Genomic DNA, 24,868 nt, shown 5'->3' with positions numbered 1-24,868 from the left:
GGCGGGCCGAGGCCCGATGAAAAACGAATCTCGGGCGCCCCACCGCCCGTGTGTACCCCCTGGAGGACAGCATGTCGAAGGCGCTGCAACTGATTCAAGAACACAACGCGAAGTGGATCGATCTCCGTTTCACCGACCCGAAAGGCCGCCAGCACCACATCACCATGCCGGCGCGTGACGCCGACGAAGACTTCTTCGACGTGGGCAAGATGTTCGACGGCTCCTCCATCGAAGGCTGGAAGGGCATCGAAGCCTCCGACATGATCCTGCTGCCGGACGACAGCACGGCGGTGATGGACCCGTTCACCGAAGAGCCGACCCTGATCCTGGTCTGCGACGTGATCGAGCCGTCCACCATGCAGGGCTACGAGCGCGACCCGCGCGCCATCGCCAAGCGCGCCGAGGAATACCTGAAGACCACCGGTATCGGTGACACCGTGTTCGCCGGTCCGGAGCCGGAATTCTTCATCTTCGACTCCGTGAAGTACAAGTCGGATATGTCCGGCTCCATGTTCAAGATCTTCTCCGAGCAGGCAGCCTGGAGCAGCGACGCCGACGTCAACGGCGGCCAGGGCAACAACGGCCACCGCATCGCGGTCAAGGGCGGCTACCTGCCGACCCCGCCGGCCGATCCGGATCACGAGATCCGCACCGCCATGTGCAACGCCCTGGAAGAGATGGGCCAGATCGTCGAGGTGCACCACCACGAAGTGGCCGGCGCCCAGAACGAGATCGGCGTGAAGTTCAACACCCTGGTCGCCAAGGCCGACGAAGTGCAGACCCTGAAGTACTGCGTGCAGAACGTCGCCGCCGCCTACGGCAAGACCGTGACCTTCATGCCCAAGCCCCTGTACGGCGACAACGGCTCGGGCATGCACGTGCACATGTCCATCGCCAAAGACGGCAAGAACACCTTCGCCGGCGAAGGCTATGCCGGCCTGTCCGATACCGCCCTGTACTTCATCGGCGGCATCATCAAGCACGGCAAGGCGCTGAACGCCCTGACCAACCCGTCGACCAACTCCTACAAGCGTCTGGTCCCGGGCTTCGAGGCTCCGGTGATGCTGGCCTACTCGGCCCGCAACCGCTCCGCCTCCATCCGCATCCCGTACGTCGCCAGCCCGAAGGGCCGCCGCATCGAGGCGCGCTTCCCGGATCCGTCGGCCAACCCGTACCTGGCCTTCGCCGCCCTGCTGATGGCCGGCCTGGACGGCATCCAGAACAAGATCCACCCGGGCGATGCCGCCGACAAGAACCTCTACGACCTGCCGCCGGAAGAAGCCGCCAACATCCCGCAGGTGTGCGGCAGCCTGAAGGAGGCCCTGGAGGCCCTGGAAGCCGACCACGAGTTCCTGCTCAAGGGCGGCGTATTCACCAAGGACTTCCTGGACTCCTTCATCGAGCTGAAGTCCGCCGAGGAAATCAAGGTGCGCACCTTCGTGCACCCGCTGGAGTACGACCTGTACTACAGCTGCTGATCGCTGATCGGTGATGTCGCAAAGGCCTCCTTCGGGAGGCCTTTGTGCTTTTCCTGTCGCCAAGCGCAGCGGATTGCGCCGCCCCGCACAGCCCAGGACGACGACGCTTGCCAGTGCCTCGCGGCGGTGCAAGGCTTGCTGCACCGCCATCCTCTTCGCAAGGATCCGCCCATGCGCCCGCTCTGCGCCTGCCTGCTGCTCGCCCTGGCCCTGCCGGCCAGCGCCGAGATCTACCGCTACATCGACGACCGCGGCAATCCGGTCTACACCAACCAGCCGCCCGAGGGCGTGGCCAGCGAGAGCGTGCAGCTCGGCCCGACCAACACCGTGGCCGCCCCCGCACCGGCCACACCGGCCGCCGCGCCCGCCGCCGCTCAGGCCGCGAGCTACCGCCGCGTGGAAATCACCGGAGTGCCCGACCAGGACGCCACCCTGCGCGCCAATGCCGGCACCTTCAGCGTCGGCGTCAGCCTGGAGCCGGGCCTGCAGGACGGCGACCTGCTGCAGCTACTGCTGGATGGCCAGCCGGTGAGCCCCCCCGGCCGGCAGACCCAGTTCCACTTCGAGAGCCTCGACCGCGGCAGCCACAGCCTGCAGGCGGAGATCCTGCGCGACGGCGAGCCGCTGCAGCGCAGCGCCAGCGTGACCTTCACCGTGCAGCGCGTGCATATCGGCAGCCCGGCCCTGCCCCGCCCGCAACCGAAGCCACAGAACTGACCCCATGCGCGCCCTGCTCTGCTTCCTGCTGCTGACCAGCCTGCCGGCCTTCGCCGGCGTGTACACCTACCTCGACGCCGACGGCAACCGGGTGTTCACCGACAAGCCGCGCAGCGCCAACGCCCAGCGCGTCGAGCTGGCGCCGGCCAACAGCGCCAGCCTGCCGGCGCCGCCGCCCGCCGAGCCGCCGGCGCTGCCCGCCGCCCTGTTGCCGGCCTACCAGCTGCTGCGCATCACCCTGCCCGAGCCGGACGCCACCATCCGCGACAACGAAGGCAACCTGCTGGTCACCCTGGAGAGCGACCCCGGCCTGCTCGCGGGACACCGCTACCGCCTGCTGCTCGACGGCCAGGTGCACGGCGCGCCGGCGCGCAGCCCGGTGTTCACCCTCGACAACCTCGACCGCGGCACCCACCAGCTGGCCGCCGAGATCGTCGACGCCGAGGGGCGCATCGTCGAGCGCACGCCCAGCCAGCCGTTCCATCTCAGGCGCACCACCCTGGCCGACAAGCGCCGGGTCAACCCCTGCCAGAAGGGCGACTACGGCGTGCGCCCGGAATGCCCGCTGGCCGACAAGCCGGCCGAGCCGCGCCGCTTCCTCGGCGTGCCCCTCCCCTGAGCACGAGCGCACCACTTTGGTGCGCACAATGCTCCCGCGACCTATACTGAGCCACGAGTCACGCCCGGCTCGCCGCCTGCTGCGCCCCGCAGGCGGCCGCTGCGCACCCTGCCGGTGCCCGCCCCTCGCGGGGCGCAAGCCCTGTGCCACGGGCGCTGCGCCATCCGCGCGCCATCGGCGCAGTCCGCGCGGCCATGCACAAAAAGGCGGCAGACGGCCGCCCGGACCTGCACCCTCATGTCGCTGGCGCACTTCTTGCAAATACGCTGCACCCACAGGAGCGCATGCTAGCCATGGCCTACGACTCACTGCAGCGCCTGCTGCTCGACAACCTGACCACCGCGGTGATCCTGCTCAACGCCGAGCTGCGCCTGGAGTACATGAACCCGGCCGCCGAGATGCTGCTGGGCGTCAGCGGCCAGCGCAGCCAGGGGCTGTTCATCAGCGAGCTGTGCAACGAGAGTCCCGACGGCCTGCCGGCCCTGCGCCAGGCGGTGGCCAGCGGCCACCCGTTCACCAAGCGCGAGGCGCAGCTGATCACCGCCGCCGGCCAGCAGCTGGCGGTGGACTATGCGGCCACGCCGATCCCCGGCCTGAGCAGCTTCCTGCTGCTGCTCGAACTGCACCCGCGCGACCGCCTGCTGCGCATCACCAAGGAGGAGGCGCAGCTGGCCAAGCAGGAGACCACCCGTCTGCTGGTGCGCGGCCTGGCCCACGAGATCAAGAACCCGCTGGGCGGCATCCGCGGCGCCGCGCAGCTGCTGGCCCGCGAGCTGCCGGACGCCGGCCTCAGGGACTACACCGACGTGATCATCGCCGAGGCCGACCGCCTGCGGAACCTGGTGGACCGCATGCTCGGCTCCAACAAGCTGCCGCAGCTGGCGCCGACCAACATCCACGAGGTGCTCGAGCGGGTATGCAGCCTGGTCAAGGCCGAGACCCAGGGCAAGCTGAGCCTGGACCGCGACTACGACCCGAGCATCCCCGAGCTGCTCGCCGACCGCGAGCAGCTGATCCAGGCGGTGCTCAACGTGGTGCGCAACGCCATGCAGGCGATCGCCGGGCAGAAGCAGCCGCACCCGCCGGGGCGCATCCTGCTGCGCACCCGCACCCTGCGCCAGTTCACCATCGGCCACCAGCGCCACCGCCTGGTGTGCCGCATCGAGGTGATCGACAACGGCCCGGGCATCGACCCGGCGCTGCAGGACACCCTCTTCTATCCCATGGTCAGCGGGCGTGCCGACGGCACCGGCCTCGGCCTGGCCATCGCGCAGAACATCCTCAACCAGCACCAGGGCCTGATCGAGTGCGAAAGCCAGCCCGGGCGCACGGTCTTCGCGCTGTTTCTGCCGCTTGAACAAGGAGCACCAACCCCATGAACCGACCGGATACCGTCTGGATCGTCGACGACGACCGCTCGATCCGCTGGGTGCTGGAAAAGGCCCTGCAGCAGGCCGGCCTGCCCAGCCAGAGCTTCGACAGCGCCGACAGCCTGCTCAACCGCCTGGGTCTCGAGCAGCCCAGCGTGATCGTCTCCGACATCCGCATGCCGGGCGCCAGCGGCCTCGACCTGCTGGCGCGCATCCGCGAGCTGTACCCGCGCCTGCCGGTGATCATCATGACCGCCCACTCCGACCTGGAGAGCGCGGTGGCTTCCTACCAGGGCGGCGCCTTCGAGTACCTGCCCAAGCCGTTCGACGTCGACGAGGCGGTGTCGCTGGTCAAGCGCGCCACCCTGCACGCCCGCGAGCAGCAGGCGCTGGCCACCCCCGACGAGCAGGCCGCCACGCCGGAGATCATCGGCGAGGCGGCGGCGATGCAGGAGGTGTTCCGCGCCATCGGCCGCCTGAGCCACTCCAACATCACCGTGCTGATCAACGGCGAGTCGGGCACCGGCAAGGAGCTGGTGGCGCACGCCCTGCACCGCCACAGCCCGCGCGCCAACGCGCCGTTCATCGCTCTGAACATGGCGGCGATCCCCAAGGACCTGATGGAGTCCGAGCTGTTCGGCCACGAGAAGGGCGCCTTCACCGGCGCCGCCGCGCAGCGCCGCGGCCGCTTCGAGCAGGCCGACGGCGGTACCCTGTTCCTCGACGAGATCGGCGACATGCCGGCCGACACCCAGACCCGCCTGCTGCGCGTGCTGGCCGACGGCGAGTTCTACCGGGTCGGCGGCCACACCCCGGTCAAGGTCAACGTGCGCATCATCGCCGCCACCCACCAGAACCTCGAGAACCTGGTGCGCGCCGGCAAGTTCCGCGAGGACCTGTTCCACCGTCTCAACGTCATCCGCATCCACATCCCGCGCCTGGCCGACCGCCGCGAGGACATCCCGGCACTGGCCCGCCACTTCCTCGCCCGCGCCGCCCAGGAGCTGGCGGTCGAACCCAAGCTGCTCAAGCCGCAGACCGAGGAATACCTGCAGAACCTGCCCTGGCCGGGCAACGTGCGCCAGCTGGAGAACACCTGCCGCTGGATCACGGTGATGGCCTCCGGGCGCGAGGTGCACATCGACGACCTGCCGCCGGAGCTGCTGCAGCAGCCGCAGGAGGCTCCGGCCGGCGGCAACTGGGAGCAGGCGCTGCGCCTGTGGGCCGAACAGGCGCTGACCCGCGGCCAGACCGACCTGCTCGGCAGCGCCCTGCCGGCCTTCGAGCGGGTGATGATCGAGAGCGCCCTCAAGCACACCGCCGGCCGCCGCCGCGACGCCGCCCAGCTGCTCGGCTGGGGGCGCAACACCCTGACCCGCAAGATCAAGGAACTGAACATGGCGGTGGAAGGCAGCGACGAGGACGAGAGCCTCTAGCCAGGCAAAAAAAGCCCCGGCGGGCGCAAGGCCCAGCCGGGGCGAAGATTGGCAGGAAGAGCGGGCGGGGCAACCGCACCTGTCTCCTGCGCCGACACGGGAAGCACCCCCCGATCCGATCAGCGCGCGGCCTGCTCCTGCAGGTCGTCGCGCACCTGTTCACGCAGCACCCGGCGCTGCGCCAGCAGCCAGACGCAGAACACCAGCAGCACCACCCCTTCCAGCGCCAGGGTCAGCGGCGCGCCGATGCGCGCGGCCAGCAGGCCGGCGAGCAGGCCGCCGATGGCGTCGAAGCCGAAGCGGATGGAGGTGAAGAAGGACACCACGCGGCCGCGCAGCTGCTCCGGCGCCAGGCTCTGCAGCAGCATGTTGATGCCGACGTTGCCCACCGAGATGGCGAAGCCGAGCACCGCCATGGCCAGCAGCGCCAGCGGTACCAGGTGGCTGGCGGCGAAGGCCAGCAGGGCCAGGCCGCTGAGCACCGCGCCGACCAGCACGATGCGCACCAGGCCCGGCAGCGCCTGGCGGGTGGCGAGGAACAGGGTGGAGAGGAAGGCGCCGCAGCCGGCGGCGCCCCACAGCCAGCCGAGGGTCTGCGCGTCGCCGGCGAAGATGTCGCGGGCGAACACCGGCAGCAGCACCGCGTAGCTGGAGGCGGTGAGGTTGACCATCGCCAGGCTGAGGATCAGCAGGCGGATCGGCTGGTTGCCCCACACGTAGGCCAGGCCCTCGCGGAACACCGCGCCGGTCGAGCCCTTGGCGCGCGGCGGCGCGTCGATGCGGATCAGCAGCAGGCCGGCCAGCAGGGCGAGGAACGACAGGGCGTTGAGGGCGAAGCACATCGCCTCGCTGGTCAGCGCCAGCAGCAGGCCGGCCAGCGGCGGGCCGATGAAGCGGCCGATGTTGAACAGCATGGCGTTGAGCGCCAGGGCGTTGGGCAGGTCGTCGCGGCTGCCGACGAAGCTGCCGATCAGCGCCTGGCGCAACGGCGTGTCGAAGGCGTTGAGCACGCCGAGCAGCAGCGACATGGCGACGATCAGCGCCGGGCCGATCCACTCCAGCGCGGTGAGCGCGGCGAGCACCAGCGCCTGCAGGCCGAGCAGGGCCTGCACCAGGATCAGCAGGCGGCGCTTGTCGTGGCGGTCGGTCCAGGCGCCGGCCAGGGGACCGACGATCAGTTGCGGCAGCAGCGCGGCGAAGGTGGTGACGCCGAGCAGCGCCACCGAGCCGGTGAGGCGGTAGATCAGCCAGGACAGGGCGACCTGCTGGATCCAGCTGCCGAGGATCGACACGGCCTGACCGGCGAAATACAGGCGGAAGTTGGGGTGTTGCAGCGCGCGAACGGCGGCAGGCCAGGAACGCTCGGCGGACGAAGTCATGGCGCCTCCTGCGGCTACGGGGCCACGTCTGGCAGCATCGGGGGGAATTAAAACGCCGCCGCCCCTGAAAGAGGGGAACACCGCAAGGTGCCGGGGCGGCAGCAGATGTTTAACATCTTAACGTTTGCCGCGAGAGGACGCCAGCCCCGCCGGGCGGCAATCGCTCTCAGGCCACCTGGTCGCGGCTGACCACGCGGAAGGCGCGGCTGAAGTACACCAGGCTGTCGCCCTCCTCGCGCACATGGATGTCGTCCAGCTCGACCAGCAGCACCGAGTGGGTGCCGATCTCCTGGGCCTCGGCGATGCGCCCCTGCAGGTTGGCCAGCGCGCCTTCCAGCACCGGCAGGCCGCCCTCGCCCGCCTGCCAGGCGTCGCGGGCGAAGCGCTCGTCCATGGCCACGCCGGTCATCCCGGCGAAGTGGCGGGCGGCCTCCTCCTGCGCGGCGGACAGCACGTTGACGCACAGGCGGCCGTTGGCCTTGAACACCGCGTTCATCTCGCTGCCCCGGTTGATGCAGACCATCAGGGTCGGCGGGGTGTCGGTCACCGAGCACACCGCGGTGGCGGTGATGCCGCAGCGGCCGGCGGTGCCGTCGGTGGTGATGATGTTCACCGCGGCGCTCATGTGCGCCATGGCGTTGCGGAAGGCGAGCTGCCTGGGGTCGAGCTGGGACATGGACGAACAATTCCGGTGCAGGGCAAGGCCGCGCAGACTGCCGCTAGCGCGCGCATCAGGCAACCCCCAAACGCATGAGCCCGGGCCACAAACGAAAAGGCCCCGCCATCCGGCAGGGCCTTTTCGGGAACGGGCAGCCGCTTAGGCGGCGCGCTCGACGCGGCGGAAGGCGCGGCTGAAGTACACCAGGCTGTCGCCCTCCTCGCGCACATGGATGTCGTCCAGCTCGACCAGCAGCACCGAGTGGGTGCCGATCTCCTGGGTCTCGACGATGCGCCCCTGCAGGTTGGCCAGCGCGCCTTCCAGCACCGGCAGGCCCTGGCTGCCGGTGGTCCACGGATCGAGGGCGAAGCGCTCCTCCATGGCCACCCCGGTCATCCCGGCGAAGTGCTTGGCGGCCTCTTCCTGCTCGCCGGACAGCACGTTGACGCACAGGCGGCCGTTGGCCTTGAACACCGCGTTCATCGCGCTGTTGCGGTTGACGCAGACCATCACGGTCGGCGGGGTGTCGGTCACCGAGCACACCGCGGTGGCGGTGATGCCGCAGCGGCCGGCCTCGCCGTCGGTGGTGATGATGTTCACCGCGGCGCTCATGTGCGCCATGGCGTTGCGGAAGGCGAGCTGATTCGGGTCGAGCTGCGGCTTGGACATGTTCGGTACTCCTGGCGCAAGGTGGATGGCCGGGGCTGATTCCGGCCCGCGGCATCGCGTGGGGATGCCGTCGAGTGCTTGGCTGCCGTGCGTCGGCAGATGACGATGAGCGAATCATGAACATCGAAACGAAACAGCAGAATACCTTTTCCGCACTTTGCCTTGTACTTTTCGTCGCCCCGGGGCGCCAGCAACGCACGGCACAGCGGCTTCAGGGCGCGCATCGCCCGCCTGCGGCCGGGGGAAACTGGACTTTTCCCCAACTCGCCGCCCGGCCTTTCCCCGGCGGCGGGGCTTGCCCTGCCCCGCCGCCGGCGTGCTAGAGTGGCGACCATGAACCTGTTAACCGTTTCCCGCGTCCGCTATTACGCCTATTACCGCACCTCACCGAGGCGGTAGGCGCGTGCGCGCATCCGATCCGCCTGAGGCGGACCGGATCGTTTCTCCACAGTCTCCTCAGACGTTTCGCCATCCCCCCAAGGAGACTGCAATGCCCCCGATCGACACCGACCTGCTCGCCCTGCTCGAAGAGCGCGGCTTCGTCCACCAGAGCACCGACGCCGACGGCCTGCGCGCCGCCCTCGCACGCGGCCCGCTGACCGCCTACCTGGGCTTCGACGCCACTGCCGACAGCCTGCACGTCGGCCACCTGCAGGGCCTGATGCTGATGCGCTGGCTGCAGCACGCCGGCCACCGGCCGCTGCTCTTGATCGGCGGCGCCACCACGCGCATCGGCGACCCGAGCTTCCGCGACAGCAGCCGCCCCATGCTGGACGAGGCGACCATCGCCGCCAACATGCGCGGCATCGAGAGCGCGTTCCAGCGCTACCTGCGCCTCGGCGACGGGCCGTCCGATGCCCGGGTGGTGAACAACGCCGACTGGCTGGACGGCCTCGGCTACCTGGAATTCCTCAACCGCGTCGGCCGCCACTTCAGCGTCAACCGCCTGCTGACCTTCGATGCGGTGCGCAGCCGCCTGGAGCACTCGCTGTCGTTCCAGGAGTTCGGCTACACCCTGCTGCAGGCCTACGACTTCACCGAACTGGCGCGCCGCCACGGCTGCACCCTGCAGGTCGGCGGCGCCGACCAGTGGGCCAACATCATCAACGGCGTCGAGCTGTCGCGCCGCCAGGACGGCCCGCAGCTGTACGGCCTGACCATGCCGCTGCTCACCACCAGCGACGGCCGCAAGATGGGCAAGTCGGCGCAGGGCGCGGTGTGGCTGAACGCCGAACGGCTGGCGCCGTTCGACTTCTGGCAGTTCTGGCGCAACTGCGACGACCGCGACGTCGGCCGCTTCCTCGCCCTGTTCAGCGAACTGCCGATGGCCGAGGTGCGCCGCCTCGGCGCGCTGCAGGGCGCCGAACTGAACGAGGCGAAGATCGTCCTGGCCAACGAGACCACCCGCCTGGCCCACGGCGCGCCAGCGGCCGAGGCGGCGGCCTTGGCCGCGCGCGGGGTGTTCGACGGCGCCAGCGCTGGCGAGGGCCTGCCGACCCTGCAGCTTGCGCCCGCGCGCCTGGCTGCCGGGGTCAGCCTGGCCGAGCTGGCGGTGGAAGCGGGCCTCGCCCCCTCGCGCAGCGCTGCCCGGCGCCTGGCCGCCGGCGGCGGCCTGCGCCTGGACGGCGTGGCGGTGAGCGACGCCGACCAGGCGCTGGCCGGCGACGGCAACGAGTGGCGCCTGTCGGCCGGGCGCAAGCAGCACGTGCGCATCGCCGTGGGCGAGTGACCGCAGGTGCGCGCGGCGCACCCTACCCCGCGCAGTGCCTTGGCGCCCCTGCCCCGAGCAGGGAGCGCCATGCGCAGCGTCAGGCGGCAGCGCTCACTCCCGCGCCACGAACCCCTCCAGCGCTTCGGCCGCGACTTCGAAGCGCTGCGCGGCGGCGTGGGCCAGCGCGTCGGCCTGCACGCGCTCCTGCTCGATCATGTAGCGCAGGAAGGCGGCGTCCCCGGCATCCGCCGGCGGCGCGACCGCGCGCAGCCCGGCCAGGTACTTGCCGGTGCCCTCGGCCAGCATGGCAAGGAAGCGCTCGGGGAACAGCCGGGCGAACAGGATCGAGCCCCGCGCCTTGAGCGTGATCCACCAGCCGCCGCCGCTCAGGCCGTGGCGCGCGGCGACCGGCGCATAGCGCGGCGCGTTGTACCGCTCGAGGGCGACGTAGGCCGCCCAGAAGCGGCCCTGCGGCGTGCCGCGGTGGTGCCCGGCCAGCGCGCCGACCACCTGGCCGGCCAGGGCGCGGTTGTCCAGCTCCCTGGCCAGCGCGGCGCGGAAGGCGTCGTCGGCCGCCTGACTGCCCAGGCTGGCCAGGGCCAGGCCCAGGGCGGCGAACAAGGTCGGGATTCTGCGCATGGGTACTCCTCTTCCGGGCGCGCCCGCCTGGGCAGGCGCGCGGACATAAAAAAGCCCGCCACACCGCTGCCGGGGTGTGGCGGGCAACTCTCGCTCAAGTCGAGAACCTCAAACGACCGACCGTCCATGGTCGCGCGGCGTCACGCCGGCTGCTCGCTGCCAAGCTCGAAACCGCACAGCCGGCGCCGTGCCGCGCCTACCACTCCAAGAACGCAGCGGAGCGGCCGCTCCGCCCGGAATTTCAGTAGGCGATGCACACCGACTTGGTCTCGGTGAACGCCTCCACCGCGCCGCGGCCGAACTCGCGGCCGATGCCCGACTGCTTGTAGCCGCCGAACGGCATGTTGGGATCGAGCACCACGTGGGAGTTGACCCACACGGTGCCCGCCTCGATGCGCGGGATCAGGTCCATGGCCTGGGTCAGATCGTTGGTCCACAGGCTGGCGGCCAGGCCGTACTGGCTGTCGTTGACCAGCTGCAGGGCCTCTTCGACGCTGTCGTAGGCGAGCACCGAGAGCACCGGGCCGAAGATCTCCTCGCGCGCCGCGGCCATGCCGTGGTCGACCCCGGCCAGCACGGTCGGCTCGACGAAGAAGCCGGGCAGCGCGGGCGCCGCGCCGCCGGTGACCACCCGCGCGCCCTGGGCGCGGGCCTTGTCCAGGTGGCCGAGCACGCTGGCCTGCTGCTTGCGCGATACCAGCGGGTTGATCTGCGCGTTCGGGTCCATGCCGGCACCGATGCTCATGCCCTTCACCGCCGCGCCGAGGGCCTCGACGTAGGCGTCGTGGCGCGAGCGGTGCACGTAGATGCGCGAGGCCGCCGCGCACACCTGGCCCTGGTTGAGCAGGCCGCCCAGCAGCGCGCCGCCCACCGCCTTGTCGAGGTCGGCATCGGGCAGCAGCAGCATCGGGTTCTTGCCGCCCAGTTCGAGGGAGAAGCGCGTCATGTTCTGTAGCGCGCTGGCGCCGATCTGCTTGCCCACCGCGGTAGAGCCGGTGAACGACACCTTGCTCACCTGGGGATGGGCGACCAGCGCGGCGCCGGCGCTGGCGCCACGGCCGACCAGCACGTTGAGCACCCCGGCCGGGATGCCCGCCTCGATGGCCAGCTCGGCCAGGCGCAGGGCGGTCAGCGGCGTCTCGTCGGCCGGCTTGATGACGATGGTGCAGCCGGCGGCCAGCGCCGGGACGATCTTCCAGATGGCGATCATCAGCGGGAAGTTCCATGGCACGATGCCGGCCACCACGCCCACCGGCTCGCGGCGGGTGCTGGCGTTGTAGCGGGTGCCCGGCGGCACCGCGATCGACACGTCGAGGGTCTGGCCTTCCAGCTTGGTCGCCCAGCCGGCCATGTAGCGCATGTACTCGACCGAGGCGCCGACCTCGATGGCGCGGGCGATGTGGATCGACTTGCCCTGATTGAGGGTTTCCAGCTGCGCCAGCTCCTCGGCATGGGCCTCGACCACCTCGGCGAAGCGCAGCAGGATGCGCTCGCGGTCGGCCGGACGCAGGCCGCTCCACGCCCCGGAACGGAAGGCGTGGTGCGCGCTGGCCACGGCCTGCTCGACCTGCGCCTCGCCGCCCATCAGCAGCTGGCTGAGCGGCGCGCCGGTGGCCGGGTTGAACACCTCGACGACCTCGCCGGCATGCTCGGCGACGGGTGCACCGTCGATGAAGGAAGTGTGCCGGCGGTTGAGGAAGGCGGTCACCTGGGCGAGCGGTTCGAGGGCGGCGCTGGACATGGCTGTAACTCCGGGCTGATCGGGGAATCGGCGCCCTGCCCCGCCCGGGCGCCGATGGCGCTCCGGAGTCCTGGCAGGACGCCGCAGGGCGGTGGCGACGCGAGGCGCGCCACGGCCCAAAAGCATGCATCGATGATAGTCGGCAGGCCGCAGGCTGCCTTGCCCATGCCTGCCAGCTTGTTGACCGTGCATGCCGGCCTGCCACGCCGGCCGCGCAAACCGGCACGCACAGGCAAGCATCCGGCATCCGCGAGCAAGACCCGCGGCCAGGCTTGCGCCACTAATGGCCGCCCATCATCTGCCCCCGGAGGGATCCATGAAGGCTCTGCCGCTGCTGCTGTCGCTCGCCCTGACCACCTGCGCCGCCCAGGCCGAGGAGGTGCTGCGCGTCTCCAACTGGCCCGACTACATCGCCCCCGCGGTGCTCGCCGACTTCCAGCGCGAGACCGGCGTGCGCGTCGACTACCACGAGCACGCCAGCGCCGACGAGCTGGACGCCGCCCTGCGCCGCGGCGAGCGCTACGACGTGGTGGTGCCGTCGCACTTCCAGCTCGCCGCGCTGATCCGCGAGCAGCGCCTGGCGCCGCTGGACCCGCAGCAGCTGCCGCAGCTCGCCGGCGTCGACCCCGACCTGCAGGCCATGCTGTCCGCCATCCAGGCCGCCAACCGCTACGTCGTGCCCTACCAGTGGGGCGTGCTCGGCCTGGCGCTCAACCGCGCGCAGGCCGAGGCGGCGCTGGGCGGCCCCGCCGCGCCGAGCTGGGGACTGCTGTTCGATGCGCAGCAGAGCGCGCGCCTGGCCGGCTGCGGCATCGGCCTGCAGGACGCGCCGGAGGAGACCTTCTCGGTGCTGTTCACCTACCAGGGACGCAGCCTGGCGCGCAGCGGCCCGCGCCGGGTCGGCCGCGCCGGCGAGCAGCTGCTGGAGCTGCGCCGCCAGGCGCGGGTGCTCGACAACACCCGCCACACCAGGGCGCTGCAGGCCGGCGAGCTGTGCCTGACCAGCGCCTGGAGCGGCCAGGCCCTGGCCGCGGCGGCGCAGAGCGCACAGCCGCTGCAGTTCGTGATTCCGGCCGAGGGCGCGCCGCTGACCATCGAGAGCCTGGCGATCCCCAGCAACGCCGCGCGCCCCGACCTCGCCTACCGCTTCATCGACTACCTGCTGCGCCCGGACAACGCGGTGCGCAACTCGCAGGCCACCTGGTTCTACAGCAGCCTGAAGCCGACCCTCCCCGAGCTGCAGGCGCTGGCCAAGCAGCAGCCGCAGCTGCTGCCGGAGCCGGCGCTGCGCAGCCACCTGTACTTCGCGGAAAGCCCCTCGCCCAAGCTCAAGGCCGAACTGGACCGCCGCTGGCAGGCACTGCGCCAGGTGCCGACCGGCGCCAGCCAGTAAGCCTCTCCCATCCGATTACCAGGGCAGGGTCGCGTCCTGGTAGTCGGCGAAGCGGCTGTCGGATCAGTCGGCAGCTGCTTCCACCACCGCGACCAATCCGCGATGCTCTCGGAGACCATCAGCGGCACGCTAGCTAGCCCGCCGCATATCGGAATGCACGCAGCCGGATTGTCGTTTCAGTGGGTTGATGGCGCACACCCAGCCGCACATTGGAGGATTGCGCCCCGCGGCAGCCCCGTGGGAATGAAAAAGGCCAGGCCGCCCGTTGCCGCGGGTCGGACCGGCCTGAGGGTGAAACCGTAAGCAACCAGCCAGGGGGAGGGGGAGCCGGCTGCCGCCGACATGGAGGTATCAGCCCCATGTCGGCGCGCCGTGACCTTGCGTCTGACTACCAAGCCATCGCGCCGCCTAGGTGTCGCTGCGCACTAACCGCGAGATTGACGCTCAGAGCGCAACCAAGGTTTCCGGCAAGGTTGCGCCCCCATCGACAACGAGGGTCTGACCGGTGACGTAGCTCGCCGCGTCGGATGCGAGGAACAACATGGCGCTGGCGATCTCCTCCGGCAGCCCGAGGCGCCCCAGCGGGACTGCGGCAGCGATACGCTCGCTGTGCGCCGCGTCGCCCAGATTGTCCATCGCCGGCGTTCGGATCATCCCAGGCTCGACGCCGTTGACCCGCAAGCCGTGGCGAGCCAACTCAAGTGCGGCGTTGCGGATGAAGCCATTCACCCCAGCCTTGGCGGCCGCGTAATGGGTCAGCCCCGGATAGGCGACCCGCGGACCGGTAACCGAGGAGGTCACCAGTATGCTACCGCCGCCGCGGCGAGCGAACAGCGGCAGGGCAGCCTGGGTCAGCCAGAACAACGCCGACAGGTTGACCGCCAGGGTTCGCTCCAGCACCGCCTCATCGATCTCCGCCAGCGGAACCAGCGGGAAGTAGCCGGCGTTGTGCACCAGAACGTCGAGCTGCTCCAGCCGCTCCAGCATAGCGAAGATCGCCGCTCGATCGGCCAGATCCACCTCAAGCGCCTGCGCCTCAAACCCCTTACCCAGCAGTTCGGCAGCCAGTGCCTGCGCCAGCTCGACATTGAGATCGGCGATCAGCACCCGCGCTCCGCTCTTAGCAAAACCCTCGACGATGGCCCGGCCTATGCCCTGCGCCCCACCGGTAACCAGCACCTGTCGCCCGGAGTAGTCATAGTGCGCGCTCATGCAGCACCTCCGAGCCGATCGAAGGCCAAGGTAGGCACATCGACGATGCTGGAGCCACCGTCGGCGACCAACGTCGCTCCGGTGACAATCGCCGCCTCGTCGCTGATCAGGAAGCGGCAGACGGCAGCGATCTCCTCGGGCGTGGCCGGGCGACGCAGCGGCACCTCTGCAGTGACCCGCGCATAGGCCGCATCAAGGCTCTCTCCGTAGTGCTCCATCAGCGGACGCATCTCCTCGTCAGCCATCGGAGTACGCACCCAGCCGGGACACACGCAGTTCACTCGCACACCGAGCGGGCCATAATCGCGCGCCAGCGAGCGATTTAGACCAAGCAGTGCGTGCTTGGCGGTGGTATAGCCGCAGACCTCCGGCCCGGCGGCCAGCGAGGCGATGGAGCCGAGCAGCACGATACTGCCTTGCCGTTCGACCAGCAGCGGCAGGCAAGAGCGGGCACTCTGGAATGCACTATCCAGGTTACTGCGCAAGGCTGCCTGCCAAGCCTGTTCGCCAGTCTGAGTGGCGCTGCCCAATCCGAGCCCTCCGGCGCAGGCCAGCAGCGCATCGATACCGCCAAAACGCTCGCGGATCTGCTCTACGAAACCGTCCCACGCAGCGCTGTCGGCGGCATCGCCCACCAGTACCAAACCGCCGGTCTCTGAGGCTATCTGCTCCAGAGGCTCACGTCGGCGACCGATCAGGATCACATCAGCGTTTTCGGCGGCCAGGCGCTTGGCACAAGCTGCGCCGATACCGGTGCCAGCACCGGTGATGACAACGGATCGGCGCTTGCTCATACCGGCACTTCGGTGCGGTTGAGGATGGTGCAGTGCGAGGCTACCGGGAAGTTAACCAGCTCGTCGAAGCTGCCACCGGAATAGCCATAGATCTTGCCGTCGCTGCGGTGGGCTTTGAGGTCGATCAGAACCAGACCGAGGGTGGGCACGATCTTTTCACGCCAGACGAACAGGTACAGCTCATCAGCGATCTTGTAGTAGTGGCAACGGTCGGTGTCGCACAGCCCCTGCTCGACGCCCTTGTAGCAGACCCAGGTGTAGAAGTTTTCGTTGAGGTAGATGTGCTCATAGACCTCAGTGGGGCTGTAACGGTACAGATTGCGCAGGCCAACCAATTCATTGGTCGGAGCGTGCGGGCAGGCGCCCTCCTGCCAGGGCTTGTCGATGCTGCCGTGGATGAACTCGACCTTCACACCGGTCAGCTCCTTGCCAGCCAAACCACGGTAGTAAAGACCTTCGCGAGTCTCCGCTTCGTCAGGCAGATGGCCGATCACTGCGGTGAACGACTGGCTAATGGTGTCCAGCACCACGCTGATCGACCAATCCTGACCTTGCTCGCGCTTGAGGAAGTCGACCAGATAGATTCCCGGACGCAGGGCAGTGGCGCGGTATTCTGCACTACCACTCGAATGGCCGTCGGTGGCGTGCCAATGCAGTCGGTCGGACTCGAAGCGATGCTCGATCTCCCAGCCGTTGGCGAAGAAGAGAGTCATGTTCCGACCGGACAGGTCGGCCAGCTTGGGCAGAATGAAGGACTCGGGAGCGAAGCCGTCGGCAAGGGCACCTACGGGGATCCATTCGGAATTGTTGTTGTTCATGGCACGTTCCTCTACTACGGGTTGGGGACGCGTCCATCGTATGCAACCTTTGGCACACGCAACATCAACCGGATGGTTGATCCGCGACTACAAAAACAGCAATGAAACCAGTTCGGTCCGGTTGCGCGCACCGACCTTGCGAAACAGGTTGAGCAGGTGGGTCTTGACCGTCGGCAGACCTATGCCTAACCGCTCCGACAGCAACTTGTTGCTCGCGCCATCGCGCAACAACATGGCGATCTGCCGTTCGCGGGCGGAGAGCTGGAACGAAGGAGACGATGGAGTGGCTGGGAGAGTGGCGGCGGCCATCTGCATCAGCGCGTGCAACGGCTCCAGCCGACCCAGTTCGACGGCCTCGAAACGCCCCCGGGTTGCATCGCGCAGCAAAGAGATACCGGCTGCGGGGCGGCCTCCGACGCGGGCAATCACCTCCACCACGTCAATCACCGCGTGGCGACGCAGGAAGCCCTGATAGAGCCGGTTGTCCGCCTCGCCCTGACGCGCCATCCCCTCGCGCAGCGGGATGACTTTGGCGCCATGTACGTCACAGTGACCTGGGCGCAGGGGATCGAGGTGACGGTAGTGTTCGAGGTAGGCCTTGTGCATGGGCCCGGGCATGGACCACAGCAGGAAATCCCGCGCCTCAAGCGTGGAGTCGATGCGGTAGAAGGCGGCACAGCTTGCAGGCACGGCCTGCACGAAGGCGCTCAGGCAATGCTGGCCGAAGGTGCTCGAGTCCATTGTCGTGCTCCTCTAGTGAAGGGAGACGGGCCGCCCGCTTGAGCGGCCCATGACAGATCAGACCACAGCGAGATAGTGCTTGACGAAGGCCTCGCTGGCGACATCCCAGAGCACCGGGGTGCCCTTGGCGACGAACCAGCTGTCACCGGCTTTGTACGTGGCGGCCTGACCGGTGGCCTCATTGGTCAGGGTCACTTCGCCACTGACCACGGTGGCCTGTTCGTTGAACGGGTAGACCATGCGGAACTTGCTTCTGGTCACGCCGAAGTAGCCCGAGCTGACCGGATCGGTCGGCGCGCCGTAGGTCATCTTGCCGAAGGCCTTGCCCTCCCCCTCGAGAATCACCGAGCCGAGATCGGCGACGGTGCCCCAGGAGTCCAGTTCGGCGATGGTGGTGCCTTGCTTGATCGGATACATCTTTGGTTCCTCGTGACGCGGGTTGCTTGAAGGGTCAGCGGCGACCGGTCCAGTAGCCGGACAGCTGGTGCCAGCATTTGCCGCCGGTCAGCATCAGGGCGCGAAACTGGTCCTTACCCGGGATCACTGCATGGTGGATCAAGCTGATCAGGTCGTAGCGGGCCGAGCCCTCGCTCATGCCCTCAGCCAGTACCTTGCAGATGATGTGGCTGGGGGTGACGCCGAAGCCCGAGTAACCCTGCACGAAGAAGGCGTTGGGCCGCCCAGACAGCGTGCCGAGCTGCGGGAACAGGTTGGCGCTGCAGGCCATCGGGCCACCCCAGGCCAGATCGATCTTCACATCCTTGAGGTAAGGGAAGATCTTCAGCATCAGTTTGCGATTCCAAGCTTTCAGATCGCCGGGGATGTGCTCGATGAATGGGGTAGCGGAACCGAACAACAGGCGGTTCTCGTTGGTCACCCGGTAGTAGTCGATGACCGGACGGATATCGCTATAGGCGCCACGGATCGGGCTGATGCGCTCGATCAGCTCGTCCGACAGCGGCTCGGTCATGAGCTGGAAGGCATAGGTATTGATGGTGGTCTTGTGCAGCTCCGGCTCCAGCCTGTTGAGGAAGCTGTCGCAGGCCCATAGCAGCTTGCTGGCCCTGACCGAGCCCTTGGCGGTTCGAACCTCGATGCGCTCGCCATAGCTGACCTCCAGCACCGGGCTGTGCTCGAAGATCTTCGCCCCATAGCTGGCCAGCGCCTGGGCCTCGCCGAGCAGGAGGTTTAGCGAATGCACATGACCGCCGCCCATGTGCAACAGACCGCAGCTGTAGGCATCAGAGCCGATGAGGCGCTTGAGGCCAGAGCCAGTAAGCAGCTCGATCTCCTGATGCGGAGCGAGCTTCCTGAACTCGCTTTCCCAGGCACGCAGGGTCTTCTCCTGACGGGCGTTGAAACCCATATAGCCGTAGCCGTGACGGAAATCAGCGTCGATACCGTACTTCTCGATGCGCGCCTTGATGATCTGCGCGCCCTGATCGCTGATCTCGAAGATGCGGCGCAAGCCGTCCTCGCCGACGTCCGCCTTGATCGCTTCCAGATCGTGGCCGATGCCGGCCATCACCTGACCACCGTTGCGGCTGCTGCCACCGAAACCAAGGTAGCGGGCTTCAAGCACGACTATATTGGTGATGCCCTTCTCCGCCAGCTCGAGCGCGGTGTTGATGCCGGAGAAGCCGCCACCGATCACCACGACGTCCGCTTCGAGGTCGGCCTCCAGCGACGGGAAACTCAGCTCATATTTCTTGGTGGCCGTGTAGTAGGTGGGCTGTTCGATGTTGATCATGACGCAATCCCAAGGATTTTTTTGTTATAGCCGGCACGCAGCGCTGGCAAGCCCAGCACTGCCAGATTGCCGCCTTGCCTCGTAAGCCTATTAGGCCCCCCTAGCCACCACGGCGTCTTGGTCAGCGCCGCCAGATTATTTGCCCAAGACTGCCAAGCGGGATGCGAGGCAGATGTGAGGCAGGAATATTCAAAAAGCTCGGCAGGCTGGAAAAAGACAATCGCCCCGGCACTGATCAATGATTGTGAAACCTTGCTCGCACCCCACCCCCTGCGGCTCCCGCAGCAACACGGGCGACGAGACATGACAGGCGCCGCCGCGCCGCTTTTTCACACTCGGACGAGATGCACCCATGAACAAGAACAACACGAGTGCCACGCACGATAGCCTTCCAGAAGAAACATCCAGCAATCGGCCACTCAAGCGCAGCCTGGGCTTCGCCACCATGATCGCCATCTGCATCGGCGTGGTGGTGGTGCAGGGCAGCATGGTCAGTGCCCTGCAGGGCGTCGGCTTCGGTGGCGCCGGCTTCCTGGCCGCCGCCGTGGTGGCCTTCATCCTGGCCCAGTGCAACGCGATGACCTTCGCCGAGCTATCGCTGATGTTCCCCCGCTCCGAAGGCACCCTCGGCAGCTACACCGAGGCCGCGCTCGGTAATTTCCCGGCCATCGTCGCGGTATACGCCGGCTATGTGGTGGTGGCGATGTTCGGCCTGTCCGCCGAGTTGCTGCTGGTCGATGCCGTGATCGGCCAGCTGTTCCCAGGAATGGTTCCGGAGATGCTGGTGCCGTTAGGCATCCTTATCGTGCTGGCAGTACTCAACTTCTTCGGCACAGACGTGTTTGCCAGCCTGCAGAACGTCTTCACCTTCGGCATGGTCGTCGCTCTGCTGCTGGTCGGCCTGACCGCCGTCACCGGCAGCGCCAATCCGGCGCCAGCCGAGCTGGCCGGTGCGGTGCAGTGGAACTGGGATGGCATCCTCGACGGCAGCTTCCTCAGCCTGGTGGCACTGGCCATGTGGCTGCTGGTCGGTGTCGAGTTCATCTGCCCGTTGATCCGTGAAGTGCGCAACCCCGAGCGCAACGTGCCGCGCGCGATGATGCTGTCGCTGTGCCTGATACTGGGGATCTTCCTGCTTTTCATCTGGGGCGCCAGCCGCTACCTGTCGGTCGAGACACTGACCACTTCGCCACTGCCCTACCTGGACTACGTCGACGCGGTGTTCGGCAAGGCCGGGCTCATCGTCGCGACCGTGATGGCAGTGACCGCCACCTGCAGCACCGTCAACACCGTCCTCGCCGGCGTGCCGCGCATGCTGCACGGCATGGCAGTCAACGGCCAGTCGTTCCCGCAGCTCAAACGCCTGCACCCGCGCTATGGCACCCCCTGGGTTGCGCTGGTGTTCATGGTGACCATCATCGCCTTGCCCTTCCTGCTGATGGGCATCGACTCGATCATAACCCTGCTGATTGCCGCCTCGACCAGCTGGCTGCTGGCCTACATCATCGCCCACATCGACGTGATCGTCCTGCGTCGCCGCCAGCCGCAACTGCCCCGCCCGTTCCGCACACCGTTCTACCCGCTGCCGCAGCTGCTCGGCATCGCCGGTATGGCTTACGTGGCGCTGAACAACTCGCCGTCGCCGGAGATGACTCAAACCGTCTACATGCTCACCGGCGTAGTTCTGCTGATCATCAGCGTGATTGCAGCCCTGTGGGTGAAACTGGTTATGAAGCGCGACTTGTTCCAGCCGGAAATGCCTAAGGGCTGACTTCTACACCATCAAAGTGTTAGCGAAGGGCGCCTCAAGGCGCCCTTCTCGTTAGCAGCCTGTCGATCAGACTCACCACTGATCTGGCACAGCCATTACAGTGAGTGTTATGTTCGAGGTTCTGAACTGCCCCGCCCTGGCCTCAGGAACGACCCGGGTTGTGGAGTCTCCCGGCCTCGACAATCACGCGGAGCGACACAATGCGCAAACAAGATCCTGCCACCTCCCAGAATCGCTGCCAGGCCGACGACTTCGACGTCTGGGCCAACGCCCTGAGCACATCGTGTGGCACTTTCCATCCAGTGAGATCAAGCGCCTTCGACCGTCATAGCTTCATTGGCAAGGTGGTTCCGGTCACTGCGCCCGGCTCGCGCTCGACCTCCTACATCACCACCAACTGCGAGCACATCTATCGCAAGCGTAAAGATATCCACAGTGACGACCAGGACTTTTTCTATCTGGTCATGCAGCAGCGCGGTCATGCCAGAATGTGTCAGAACAGCGAAGATGCCGATCTTGCGCCGGGCGATATGGTTCTGCTGGATGCTGGCCAGCCGAGTGATTTCTACTATCACGGCCTTTCACAACAGTTGTCGATTATCTTGCCGCGTTACCTGGTGGACGACGTATTCCGCCACAAGACCATCAAAACAGGACAGCGCATCGCAGCTGACCTCAAGATCAATCGGATGATTACACTATTGGCTGCCTCCACCTTATCTCTGGAGGAGGCAGACCGCGAGGAACAGCACGCCTTTCTCGAGGCATTGGCGGCGCTGCTCAAGCCGGTCGCCTGCACCACCGACTTGCGGGATGTCTCAGCGCAGAACCAGCACCTGCTGAACAAGGCGATGACCTTCATCGACAGCATCCTCAATCAGGGGAGCATTTCCGCAGCCGCAGTCGCACGCGAGATCCATGTTTCCGAGCGCACTCTCTACCGCCTGTTCGCACAAGCCGGCATGAACATCAGCCGCTACGTTCTCGATCGCCGGCTGGAGCGATGCGCCCTCAGCTTGGCGGAAAGTCGTGATGGTCGGCCGATCTCGCTAATCGCCGAGCGGGCCGGCTTCTGCGATCTGAGCCACTTCTCTCGTACCTTCAAGCAGAAGTACGGCATCTCACCCCGCCTCTATCGCCAGTAGAAGCTCGGCAGTAATAACACCCACTGACCCTTGGGCCGGCCACCTTGCCGAGGTGGCGCACTCGTTCAAGCAAAATGGCCGGCTCGAAAAAAAAATCCCCTGGTGTTTCCTCCATCCTTGACCCACTTCAGGCGGCCTGACTTCAGGTCGACTGTCGCCACGGTTTTGAAGGGTGGCGAGAAGAACAAGGCATGACCAGCATAACCAATGGCTCCCTGTAGCCGCGGGCAGCGATCACCGCGTTCTTCTCCACCGAACACAAGAAAGCATTCGGCCGTAGCCCGACCGATAGTGCACAAAGGGGAAGCCTTCATGAGCAAGCCACGTACTCGCCACCTGGCGCGGGCCATCCGCGTCGCCACCATGTCCAGCCTTCTGGCCAGCGCCCCCTTGACCTGGGCACACGAACTCTACGCCCAGGGTGACAGCCAGCTCAGTGCCGATCTGGAAGCTGTCTTCGGCGTATTCCACAGTGCCGAAAGCTACGCTCAGTCCGGCACCTTGGAGGAAGGCTCTACCTCTTGGCAGGAGGCTTACCTCAAGTATGGATTGAGCGGCAGCCAGGGGCTTTCCGCAGCCGGCGATCAGCTCTATGGCAAGTTCAACTGGGTGAGTTCTGGCACCTTCGGCGACGGCGACGCTGCCGGCTGGAGTAACGGTAGCGAACGCACCACAAAGATCGAGGACGCCTATCTCGGCTGGCGCTCCGGCCAGCGTTTCTCGGCGCTGGGCGAAAACGGCGTGGACATCTCCCTCGGTCGGCAGAACATCGTCATCGGCGACGGCTTCCTGGTGTCTGGCGACGCACTCAACTTTGGCGACGAAATTGCCGATGGAATGCTGGATCGTGGCGGTGCCTACTACCTGACCGGCCGCAAGGCCTTCGACCAGACCGCCGTGCTGCGTTTGGGCGGAGACACGGGATTGCGCAGCGACCTGATGTGGCTCAAGTCCAACAACCGTGCCCAAGGCAAGGCCGAAATGGCCGTAGCTACCCTTGAGCAGGTGAGCGACAAGGGCACGGTGGGACTGACCTACCTGGACGTTCTGGATACCGACGAGGAGTTCGACTTCATCGGTCGCAAGGGCATCAGAACCTACAGCCTGCGCGGCCAGGGCAATGCCGGGGTGGACAACCTGTTCCTCGCTGGCGAATACGCCCACCAGGACCGCAATGGCGACGACGAAAATGCCTGGTATCTGGAGGCGGGCTGGACCTTCGCCGAGCTGCCTTGGTCGCCGAGCGTCAACTATCGCTACAGCCGCTTCTCGGCGGACTACGATCCGCTGTTCTATGGCAACGGCCGCGCACTGGGCACTTGGTTCCAGGGCGAAGTGGCATCCAACTATGCGGGCCCATTCAACAACAACACCCAGGTCCACCATGTCGGCATCAAGGCTTCGCCGATGGAAGGCCTCAGCGTCGGCGCGCTGCTCTACGATTTCGACACCTTGGAAACCGACGATCGCCTCAACCTGAGCGGCCGGGAGCTGAACCTGTACGCCGAATGGGGCGTCAGCGAGCATCTGTTCGTCATGCCGGTCCTCGGCTTCTACAAGCCGGATGTGGACGCCAGCAACGGTGGCACTCAGCTCGGCAACGACGATACCAACGTCTACGCCCAACTGATCATGGCCACCATGTTCTGAGCATTCTGCCGCTGCATCCGCAGGTGCGGCGGCAGCTGAGAAGAACCTACAGCTCCCGCGTCTCCGCAGCCCCTGGGACCGCGCTTCCATCAATCGGCGATGTACGCCGCCTTGAGCCCGCGGAACGCCTCCACCGCGCCGTGGCTGAACTCGCGACCGATGTTCGACGGCTTGATCCCGCCGAACGGCAGGTTGGTGGCCAGCAGCATGGAGTGTTGCCCCTGTATGCCGACCACGTCCGCAGGCGCATCAGCCACTACCAGGGTAGCGCCTCGCCCTGGTGGTCGACGAAGCGGCAGTCGCGCGTGCCGGCGGCCGCCTCGACCACCGCCACCAGTCCGGTCACGCTCTCCTCCACCGTCAGCGGCGCGCCGGCGCCGCCCATGTCGGTCTGCACCCAGCCGGGGTGCAGCGCCAGCAGGGCGAAGTCGCGCGCATCGCCCAGCTGCGCGGCCCAGCTGAGCAGCAGGCTGTTGAGCGCCGCCTTGCTCGCCGCGTACAGCGGCATGTCGGCGCCGGGGCTGAGCTGCAGGCTGGCCATCACCGAGCTGGTCGCCGCCAGCACCGCATCCGGCTTGAGCCGCGGGCGCAGGGCGCGCGCCAGGCGCAGCGGGGCGACGGCGTTGCTGACGAACAGCTGGCCGATCTCGGCCTCGCTGGCCGTGGCGACGTCCTGCGCCGCCGGGCCGTAGACGCCGGCGTTGAGCAGCACGCGGTCCAGGCGCGCGTCGCCGAGGGCGGCGAGGATCAGGCTGCCGGCCTGCGGGTCGTTGAGGTCGCAGGCGATGGTCTGCAGCCGCGCGCCGAACTGGCCGGCCAGCTCGTTCAGCCCCGCCGAGGCGGCCGGATCACGCGCCACCGCGAACACCCGCGCGCCGCCGTGCAGCCAGGCGCGCACCAGACCCAGGCCGATGCCCCGCGAGGCGCCGGCAATCAGTACGTCGAGCATGTGAATCTCCCGCAGTGAAAGCGGCAGGGTAACCGCGCCGGGCCGGAAAAGAAAAAGGTTCTTCGCGGGATCGTGGGGAAGAGCGGATTGACAGACAGGGAAGCAGGTAAATTGGCAGTCGCCAAACACACCAACGCCTGCCCCCTGCTGTCACCGTGCATCCTATTGATCTTGCTGCTTTCTGGCCAGGCTACGACGTTGTAGCCTGCAGCCATTCCGTCGAAAAAA

Annotated in this window: 22 protein-coding genes; 10 read left to right on the top strand and 12 right to left on the bottom strand. The window is 67.3% G+C overall.

The genetic code is table 11. The annotated features are described in order from the left end of the window. Window positions 1-71 precede the first annotated feature (71 nt). The 5 genes from glnA (at window position 72) to ntrC (ending at window position 5,620) form a co-directional block, all read left to right on the top strand. On the top strand, window positions 72-1,478 hold the full coding sequence (glnA, locus tag RA210_RS00110) for a type I glutamate--ammonia ligase (RefSeq protein ID WP_201485001.1): 1,407 nt from the start codon (window positions 72-74) through the stop codon (window positions 1,476-1,478). A 171-nt stretch (window positions 1,479-1,649) separates the two neighbouring features. Continuing rightward, the gene (locus RA210_RS00105; RefSeq protein ID WP_201485000.1) at window positions 1,650-2,195 is read left to right on the top strand and encodes a DUF4124 domain-containing protein; all 546 of its coding nucleotides are present in this window, start codon (window positions 1,650-1,652) and stop codon (window positions 2,193-2,195) included. Window positions 2,196-2,199: 4 nt separating this feature from the next. Continuing rightward, window positions 2,200-2,814, top strand: coding sequence for a DUF4124 domain-containing protein (locus RA210_RS00100; protein ID WP_201484999.1), 615 nt, complete (start codon window positions 2,200-2,202; stop codon window positions 2,812-2,814). A gap of 293 nt (window positions 2,815-3,107) precedes the next feature. Further along, a complete protein-coding gene (gene glnL / locus RA210_RS00095; protein ID WP_136491600.1) occupies window positions 3,108-4,193 on the top strand; it encodes a nitrogen regulation protein NR(II) in 1,086 nt (361 codons plus the stop codon). Continuing rightward, on the top strand, window positions 4,190-5,620 hold the full coding sequence (gene ntrC, locus RA210_RS00090; RefSeq protein WP_201484998.1) for a nitrogen regulation protein NR(I): 1,431 nt from the start codon (window positions 4,190-4,192) through the stop codon (window positions 5,618-5,620). Before glnL ends, ntrC begins: the two co-directional genes overlap by 4 nt. A 119-nt stretch (window positions 5,621-5,739) precedes the next feature. On the opposite strand, the gene RA210_RS00085 is transcribed toward ntrC, so the two are convergent. From RA210_RS00085 to hpaC (RA210_RS00075), 3 genes are all read right to left on the bottom strand, one after another. Next, a complete protein-coding gene (locus RA210_RS00085) occupies window positions 5,740-6,999 on the bottom strand; it encodes an MFS transporter (RefSeq protein ID WP_201484997.1) in 1,260 nt (419 codons plus the stop codon). Between the two features lie 166 nt (window positions 7,000-7,165). Beyond that, on the bottom strand, window positions 7,166-7,675 hold the full coding sequence (gene hpaC / locus RA210_RS00080) for a 4-hydroxyphenylacetate 3-monooxygenase, reductase component (protein ID WP_201484996.1): 510 nt from the start codon (window positions 7,673-7,675) through the stop codon (window positions 7,166-7,168). Between the two features lie 141 nt (window positions 7,676-7,816). Further along, complete coding sequence (hpaC, locus tag RA210_RS00075; protein ID WP_201484995.1) at window positions 7,817-8,326, bottom strand: 4-hydroxyphenylacetate 3-monooxygenase, reductase component; 510 nt, start codon at window positions 8,324-8,326, stop codon at window positions 7,817-7,819. Window positions 8,327-8,816: 490 nt separating this feature from the next. Here hpaC (RA210_RS00075) and tyrS point away from each other — a divergent pair, with 490 nt between their 5' ends. Continuing rightward, on the top strand, window positions 8,817-10,055 hold the full coding sequence (tyrS, locus tag RA210_RS00070; protein ID WP_201484994.1) for a tyrosine--tRNA ligase: 1,239 nt from the start codon (window positions 8,817-8,819) through the stop codon (window positions 10,053-10,055). A gap of 93 nt (window positions 10,056-10,148) precedes the next feature. Here tyrS and RA210_RS00065 read toward each other — a convergent pair whose 3' ends face one another. Together RA210_RS00065 and RA210_RS00060 are read right to left on the bottom strand one after the other, a co-directional pair. Further along, entirely contained in the window at window positions 10,149-10,676 is a 528-nt protein-coding gene (locus RA210_RS00065) for a hypothetical protein (RefSeq protein ID WP_201484993.1), read from the bottom strand. Between the two features lie 241 nt (window positions 10,677-10,917). Then, the gene (locus RA210_RS00060; protein WP_201484992.1) at window positions 10,918-12,417 is read right to left on the bottom strand and encodes an aldehyde dehydrogenase family protein; all 1,500 of its coding nucleotides are present in this window, start codon (window positions 12,415-12,417) and stop codon (window positions 10,918-10,920) included. Window positions 12,418-12,733: 316 nt separating this feature from the next. Here RA210_RS00060 and RA210_RS00055 point away from each other — a divergent pair, with 316 nt between their 5' ends. Further along, the gene (locus RA210_RS00055; protein WP_201484991.1) at window positions 12,734-13,810 is read left to right on the top strand and encodes an extracellular solute-binding protein; all 1,077 of its coding nucleotides are present in this window, start codon (window positions 12,734-12,736) and stop codon (window positions 13,808-13,810) included. Between the two features lie 444 nt (window positions 13,811-14,254). Here RA210_RS00055 and RA210_RS00050 read toward each other — a convergent pair whose 3' ends face one another. The 6 genes from RA210_RS00050 to RA210_RS00025 all read right to left on the bottom strand — a co-directional run bounded on the left by RA210_RS00050 (window position 14,255) and on the right by RA210_RS00025 (window position 19,125). After that, window positions 14,255-15,022, bottom strand: coding sequence for an SDR family oxidoreductase (locus tag RA210_RS00050; protein WP_201484990.1), 768 nt, complete (start codon window positions 15,020-15,022; stop codon window positions 14,255-14,257). Further along, window positions 15,019-15,816, bottom strand: a complete 798-nt coding sequence (locus RA210_RS00045) for an SDR family NAD(P)-dependent oxidoreductase (RefSeq protein WP_201484989.1) — start codon at window positions 15,814-15,816, stop codon at window positions 15,019-15,021. The genes RA210_RS00050 and RA210_RS00045 overlap by 4 nt, the downstream gene beginning before the upstream one ends. Continuing rightward, entirely contained in the window at window positions 15,813-16,634 is an 822-nt protein-coding gene (locus RA210_RS00040; protein ID WP_136491171.1) for a molybdenum cofactor biosynthesis F family protein, read from the bottom strand. Before RA210_RS00040 ends, RA210_RS00045 begins: the two co-directional genes overlap by 4 nt. A gap of 87 nt (window positions 16,635-16,721) precedes the next feature. Further along, a complete protein-coding gene (locus RA210_RS00035; protein WP_201484988.1) occupies window positions 16,722-17,375 on the bottom strand; it encodes a helix-turn-helix transcriptional regulator in 654 nt (217 codons plus the stop codon). A gap of 57 nt (window positions 17,376-17,432) precedes the next feature. Beyond that, the gene (locus RA210_RS00030) at window positions 17,433-17,792 is read right to left on the bottom strand and encodes a cupin domain-containing protein (protein ID WP_201484987.1); all 360 of its coding nucleotides are present in this window, start codon (window positions 17,790-17,792) and stop codon (window positions 17,433-17,435) included. A gap of 34 nt (window positions 17,793-17,826) precedes the next feature. Next, entirely contained in the window at window positions 17,827-19,125 is a 1,299-nt protein-coding gene (locus RA210_RS00025) for an NAD(P)/FAD-dependent oxidoreductase (RefSeq protein ID WP_201484986.1), read from the bottom strand. Between the two features lie 352 nt (window positions 19,126-19,477). Between RA210_RS00025 and RA210_RS00020 the strand changes: the two genes are divergently transcribed. The 3 genes from RA210_RS00020 (at window position 19,478) to RA210_RS00010 (ending at window position 23,691) form a co-directional block, all read left to right on the top strand. After that, window positions 19,478-20,896, top strand: a complete 1,419-nt coding sequence (locus tag RA210_RS00020) for an APC family permease (protein ID WP_201484985.1) — start codon at window positions 19,478-19,480, stop codon at window positions 20,894-20,896. 200 nt (window positions 20,897-21,096) lie between these two features. Beyond that, a complete protein-coding gene (gene feaR / locus RA210_RS00015) occupies window positions 21,097-22,041 on the top strand; it encodes a transcriptional regulator FeaR (RefSeq protein WP_201484984.1) in 945 nt (314 codons plus the stop codon). Window positions 22,042-22,353: 312 nt separating this feature from the next. Further along, window positions 22,354-23,691, top strand: coding sequence for a hypothetical protein (locus RA210_RS00010; RefSeq protein ID WP_201484983.1), 1,338 nt, complete (start codon window positions 22,354-22,356; stop codon window positions 23,689-23,691). A gap of 256 nt (window positions 23,692-23,947) precedes the next feature. On the opposite strand, the gene RA210_RS00005 is transcribed toward RA210_RS00010, so the two are convergent. Continuing rightward, window positions 23,948-24,640 (bottom strand): SDR family oxidoreductase, encoded by a 693-nt coding sequence (locus RA210_RS00005; RefSeq protein WP_201484982.1) that lies wholly within the window; start codon window positions 24,638-24,640, stop codon window positions 23,948-23,950. Window positions 24,641-24,868 lie beyond the last annotated feature (228 nt).

Origin of the sequence: Pseudomonas sp. OF001 (assembly GCF_904426495.1) — a bacterium.
Classification (GTDB): domain Bacteria; phylum Pseudomonadota; class Gammaproteobacteria; order Pseudomonadales; family Pseudomonadaceae; genus Geopseudomonas.
Note: the sequence above shows the minus strand (reverse complement) of the source record. Positions and strands in the feature narration are given on the sequence as shown.

What these genes read in the sequence shown, in the direction of transcription:
- hpaC (WP_201484995.1), bottom strand. Translation starts at nt 8,326, where the DNA reads ATGTCCAAGCCGCAGCTCGACCCGAATCAGCTCGCCTTCCGCAACGCC.
- feaR (WP_201484984.1), top strand. Translation starts at nt 21,097, where the DNA reads ATGCGCAAACAAGATCCTGCCACCTCCCAGAATCGCTGCCAGGCCGAC.
- RA210_RS00045 (WP_201484989.1), bottom strand. Translation starts at nt 15,816, where the DNA reads ATGAGCAAGCGCCGATCCGTTGTCATCACCGGTGCTGGCACCGGTATC.
- glnA (WP_201485001.1), top strand. Translation starts at nt 72, where the DNA reads ATGTCGAAGGCGCTGCAACTGATTCAAGAACACAACGCGAAGTGGATC.
- RA210_RS00085 (WP_201484997.1), bottom strand. Translation starts at nt 6,999, where the DNA reads ATGACTTCGTCCGCCGAGCGTTCCTGGCCTGCCGCCGTTCGCGCGCTG.
- RA210_RS00010 (WP_201484983.1), top strand. Translation starts at nt 22,354, where the DNA reads ATGAGCAAGCCACGTACTCGCCACCTGGCGCGGGCCATCCGCGTCGCC.
- RA210_RS00025 (WP_201484986.1), bottom strand. Translation starts at nt 19,125, where the DNA reads ATGATCAACATCGAACAGCCCACCTACTACACGGCCACCAAGAAATAT.
- hpaC (WP_201484996.1), bottom strand. Translation starts at nt 7,675, where the DNA reads ATGTCCCAGCTCGACCCCAGGCAGCTCGCCTTCCGCAACGCCATGGCG.
- RA210_RS00020 (WP_201484985.1), top strand. Translation starts at nt 19,478, where the DNA reads ATGAACAAGAACAACACGAGTGCCACGCACGATAGCCTTCCAGAAGAA.
- ntrC (WP_201484998.1), top strand. Translation starts at nt 4,190, where the DNA reads ATGAACCGACCGGATACCGTCTGGATCGTCGACGACGACCGCTCGATC.
- RA210_RS00065 (WP_201484993.1), bottom strand. Translation starts at nt 10,676, where the DNA reads ATGCGCAGAATCCCGACCTTGTTCGCCGCCCTGGGCCTGGCCCTGGCC.
- RA210_RS00040 (WP_136491171.1), bottom strand. Translation starts at nt 16,634, where the DNA reads ATGAACAACAACAATTCCGAATGGATCCCCGTAGGTGCCCTTGCCGAC.
- tyrS (WP_201484994.1), top strand. Translation starts at nt 8,817, where the DNA reads ATGCCCCCGATCGACACCGACCTGCTCGCCCTGCTCGAAGAGCGCGGC.
- RA210_RS00055 (WP_201484991.1), top strand. Translation starts at nt 12,734, where the DNA reads ATGAAGGCTCTGCCGCTGCTGCTGTCGCTCGCCCTGACCACCTGCGCC.
- RA210_RS00050 (WP_201484990.1), bottom strand. Translation starts at nt 15,022, where the DNA reads ATGAGCGCGCACTATGACTACTCCGGGCGACAGGTGCTGGTTACCGGT.
- RA210_RS00060 (WP_201484992.1), bottom strand. Translation starts at nt 12,417, where the DNA reads ATGTCCAGCGCCGCCCTCGAACCGCTCGCCCAGGTGACCGCCTTCCTC.
- glnL (WP_136491600.1), top strand. Translation starts at nt 3,108, where the DNA reads ATGGCCTACGACTCACTGCAGCGCCTGCTGCTCGACAACCTGACCACC.
- RA210_RS00005 (WP_201484982.1), bottom strand. Translation starts at nt 24,640, where the DNA reads ATGCTCGACGTACTGATTGCCGGCGCCTCGCGGGGCATCGGCCTGGGT.
- RA210_RS00105 (WP_201485000.1), top strand. Translation starts at nt 1,650, where the DNA reads ATGCGCCCGCTCTGCGCCTGCCTGCTGCTCGCCCTGGCCCTGCCGGCC.
- RA210_RS00100 (WP_201484999.1), top strand. Translation starts at nt 2,200, where the DNA reads ATGCGCGCCCTGCTCTGCTTCCTGCTGCTGACCAGCCTGCCGGCCTTC.
- RA210_RS00035 (WP_201484988.1), bottom strand. Translation starts at nt 17,375, where the DNA reads ATGGACTCGAGCACCTTCGGCCAGCATTGCCTGAGCGCCTTCGTGCAG.
- RA210_RS00030 (WP_201484987.1), bottom strand. Translation starts at nt 17,792, where the DNA reads ATGTATCCGATCAAGCAAGGCACCACCATCGCCGAACTGGACTCCTGG.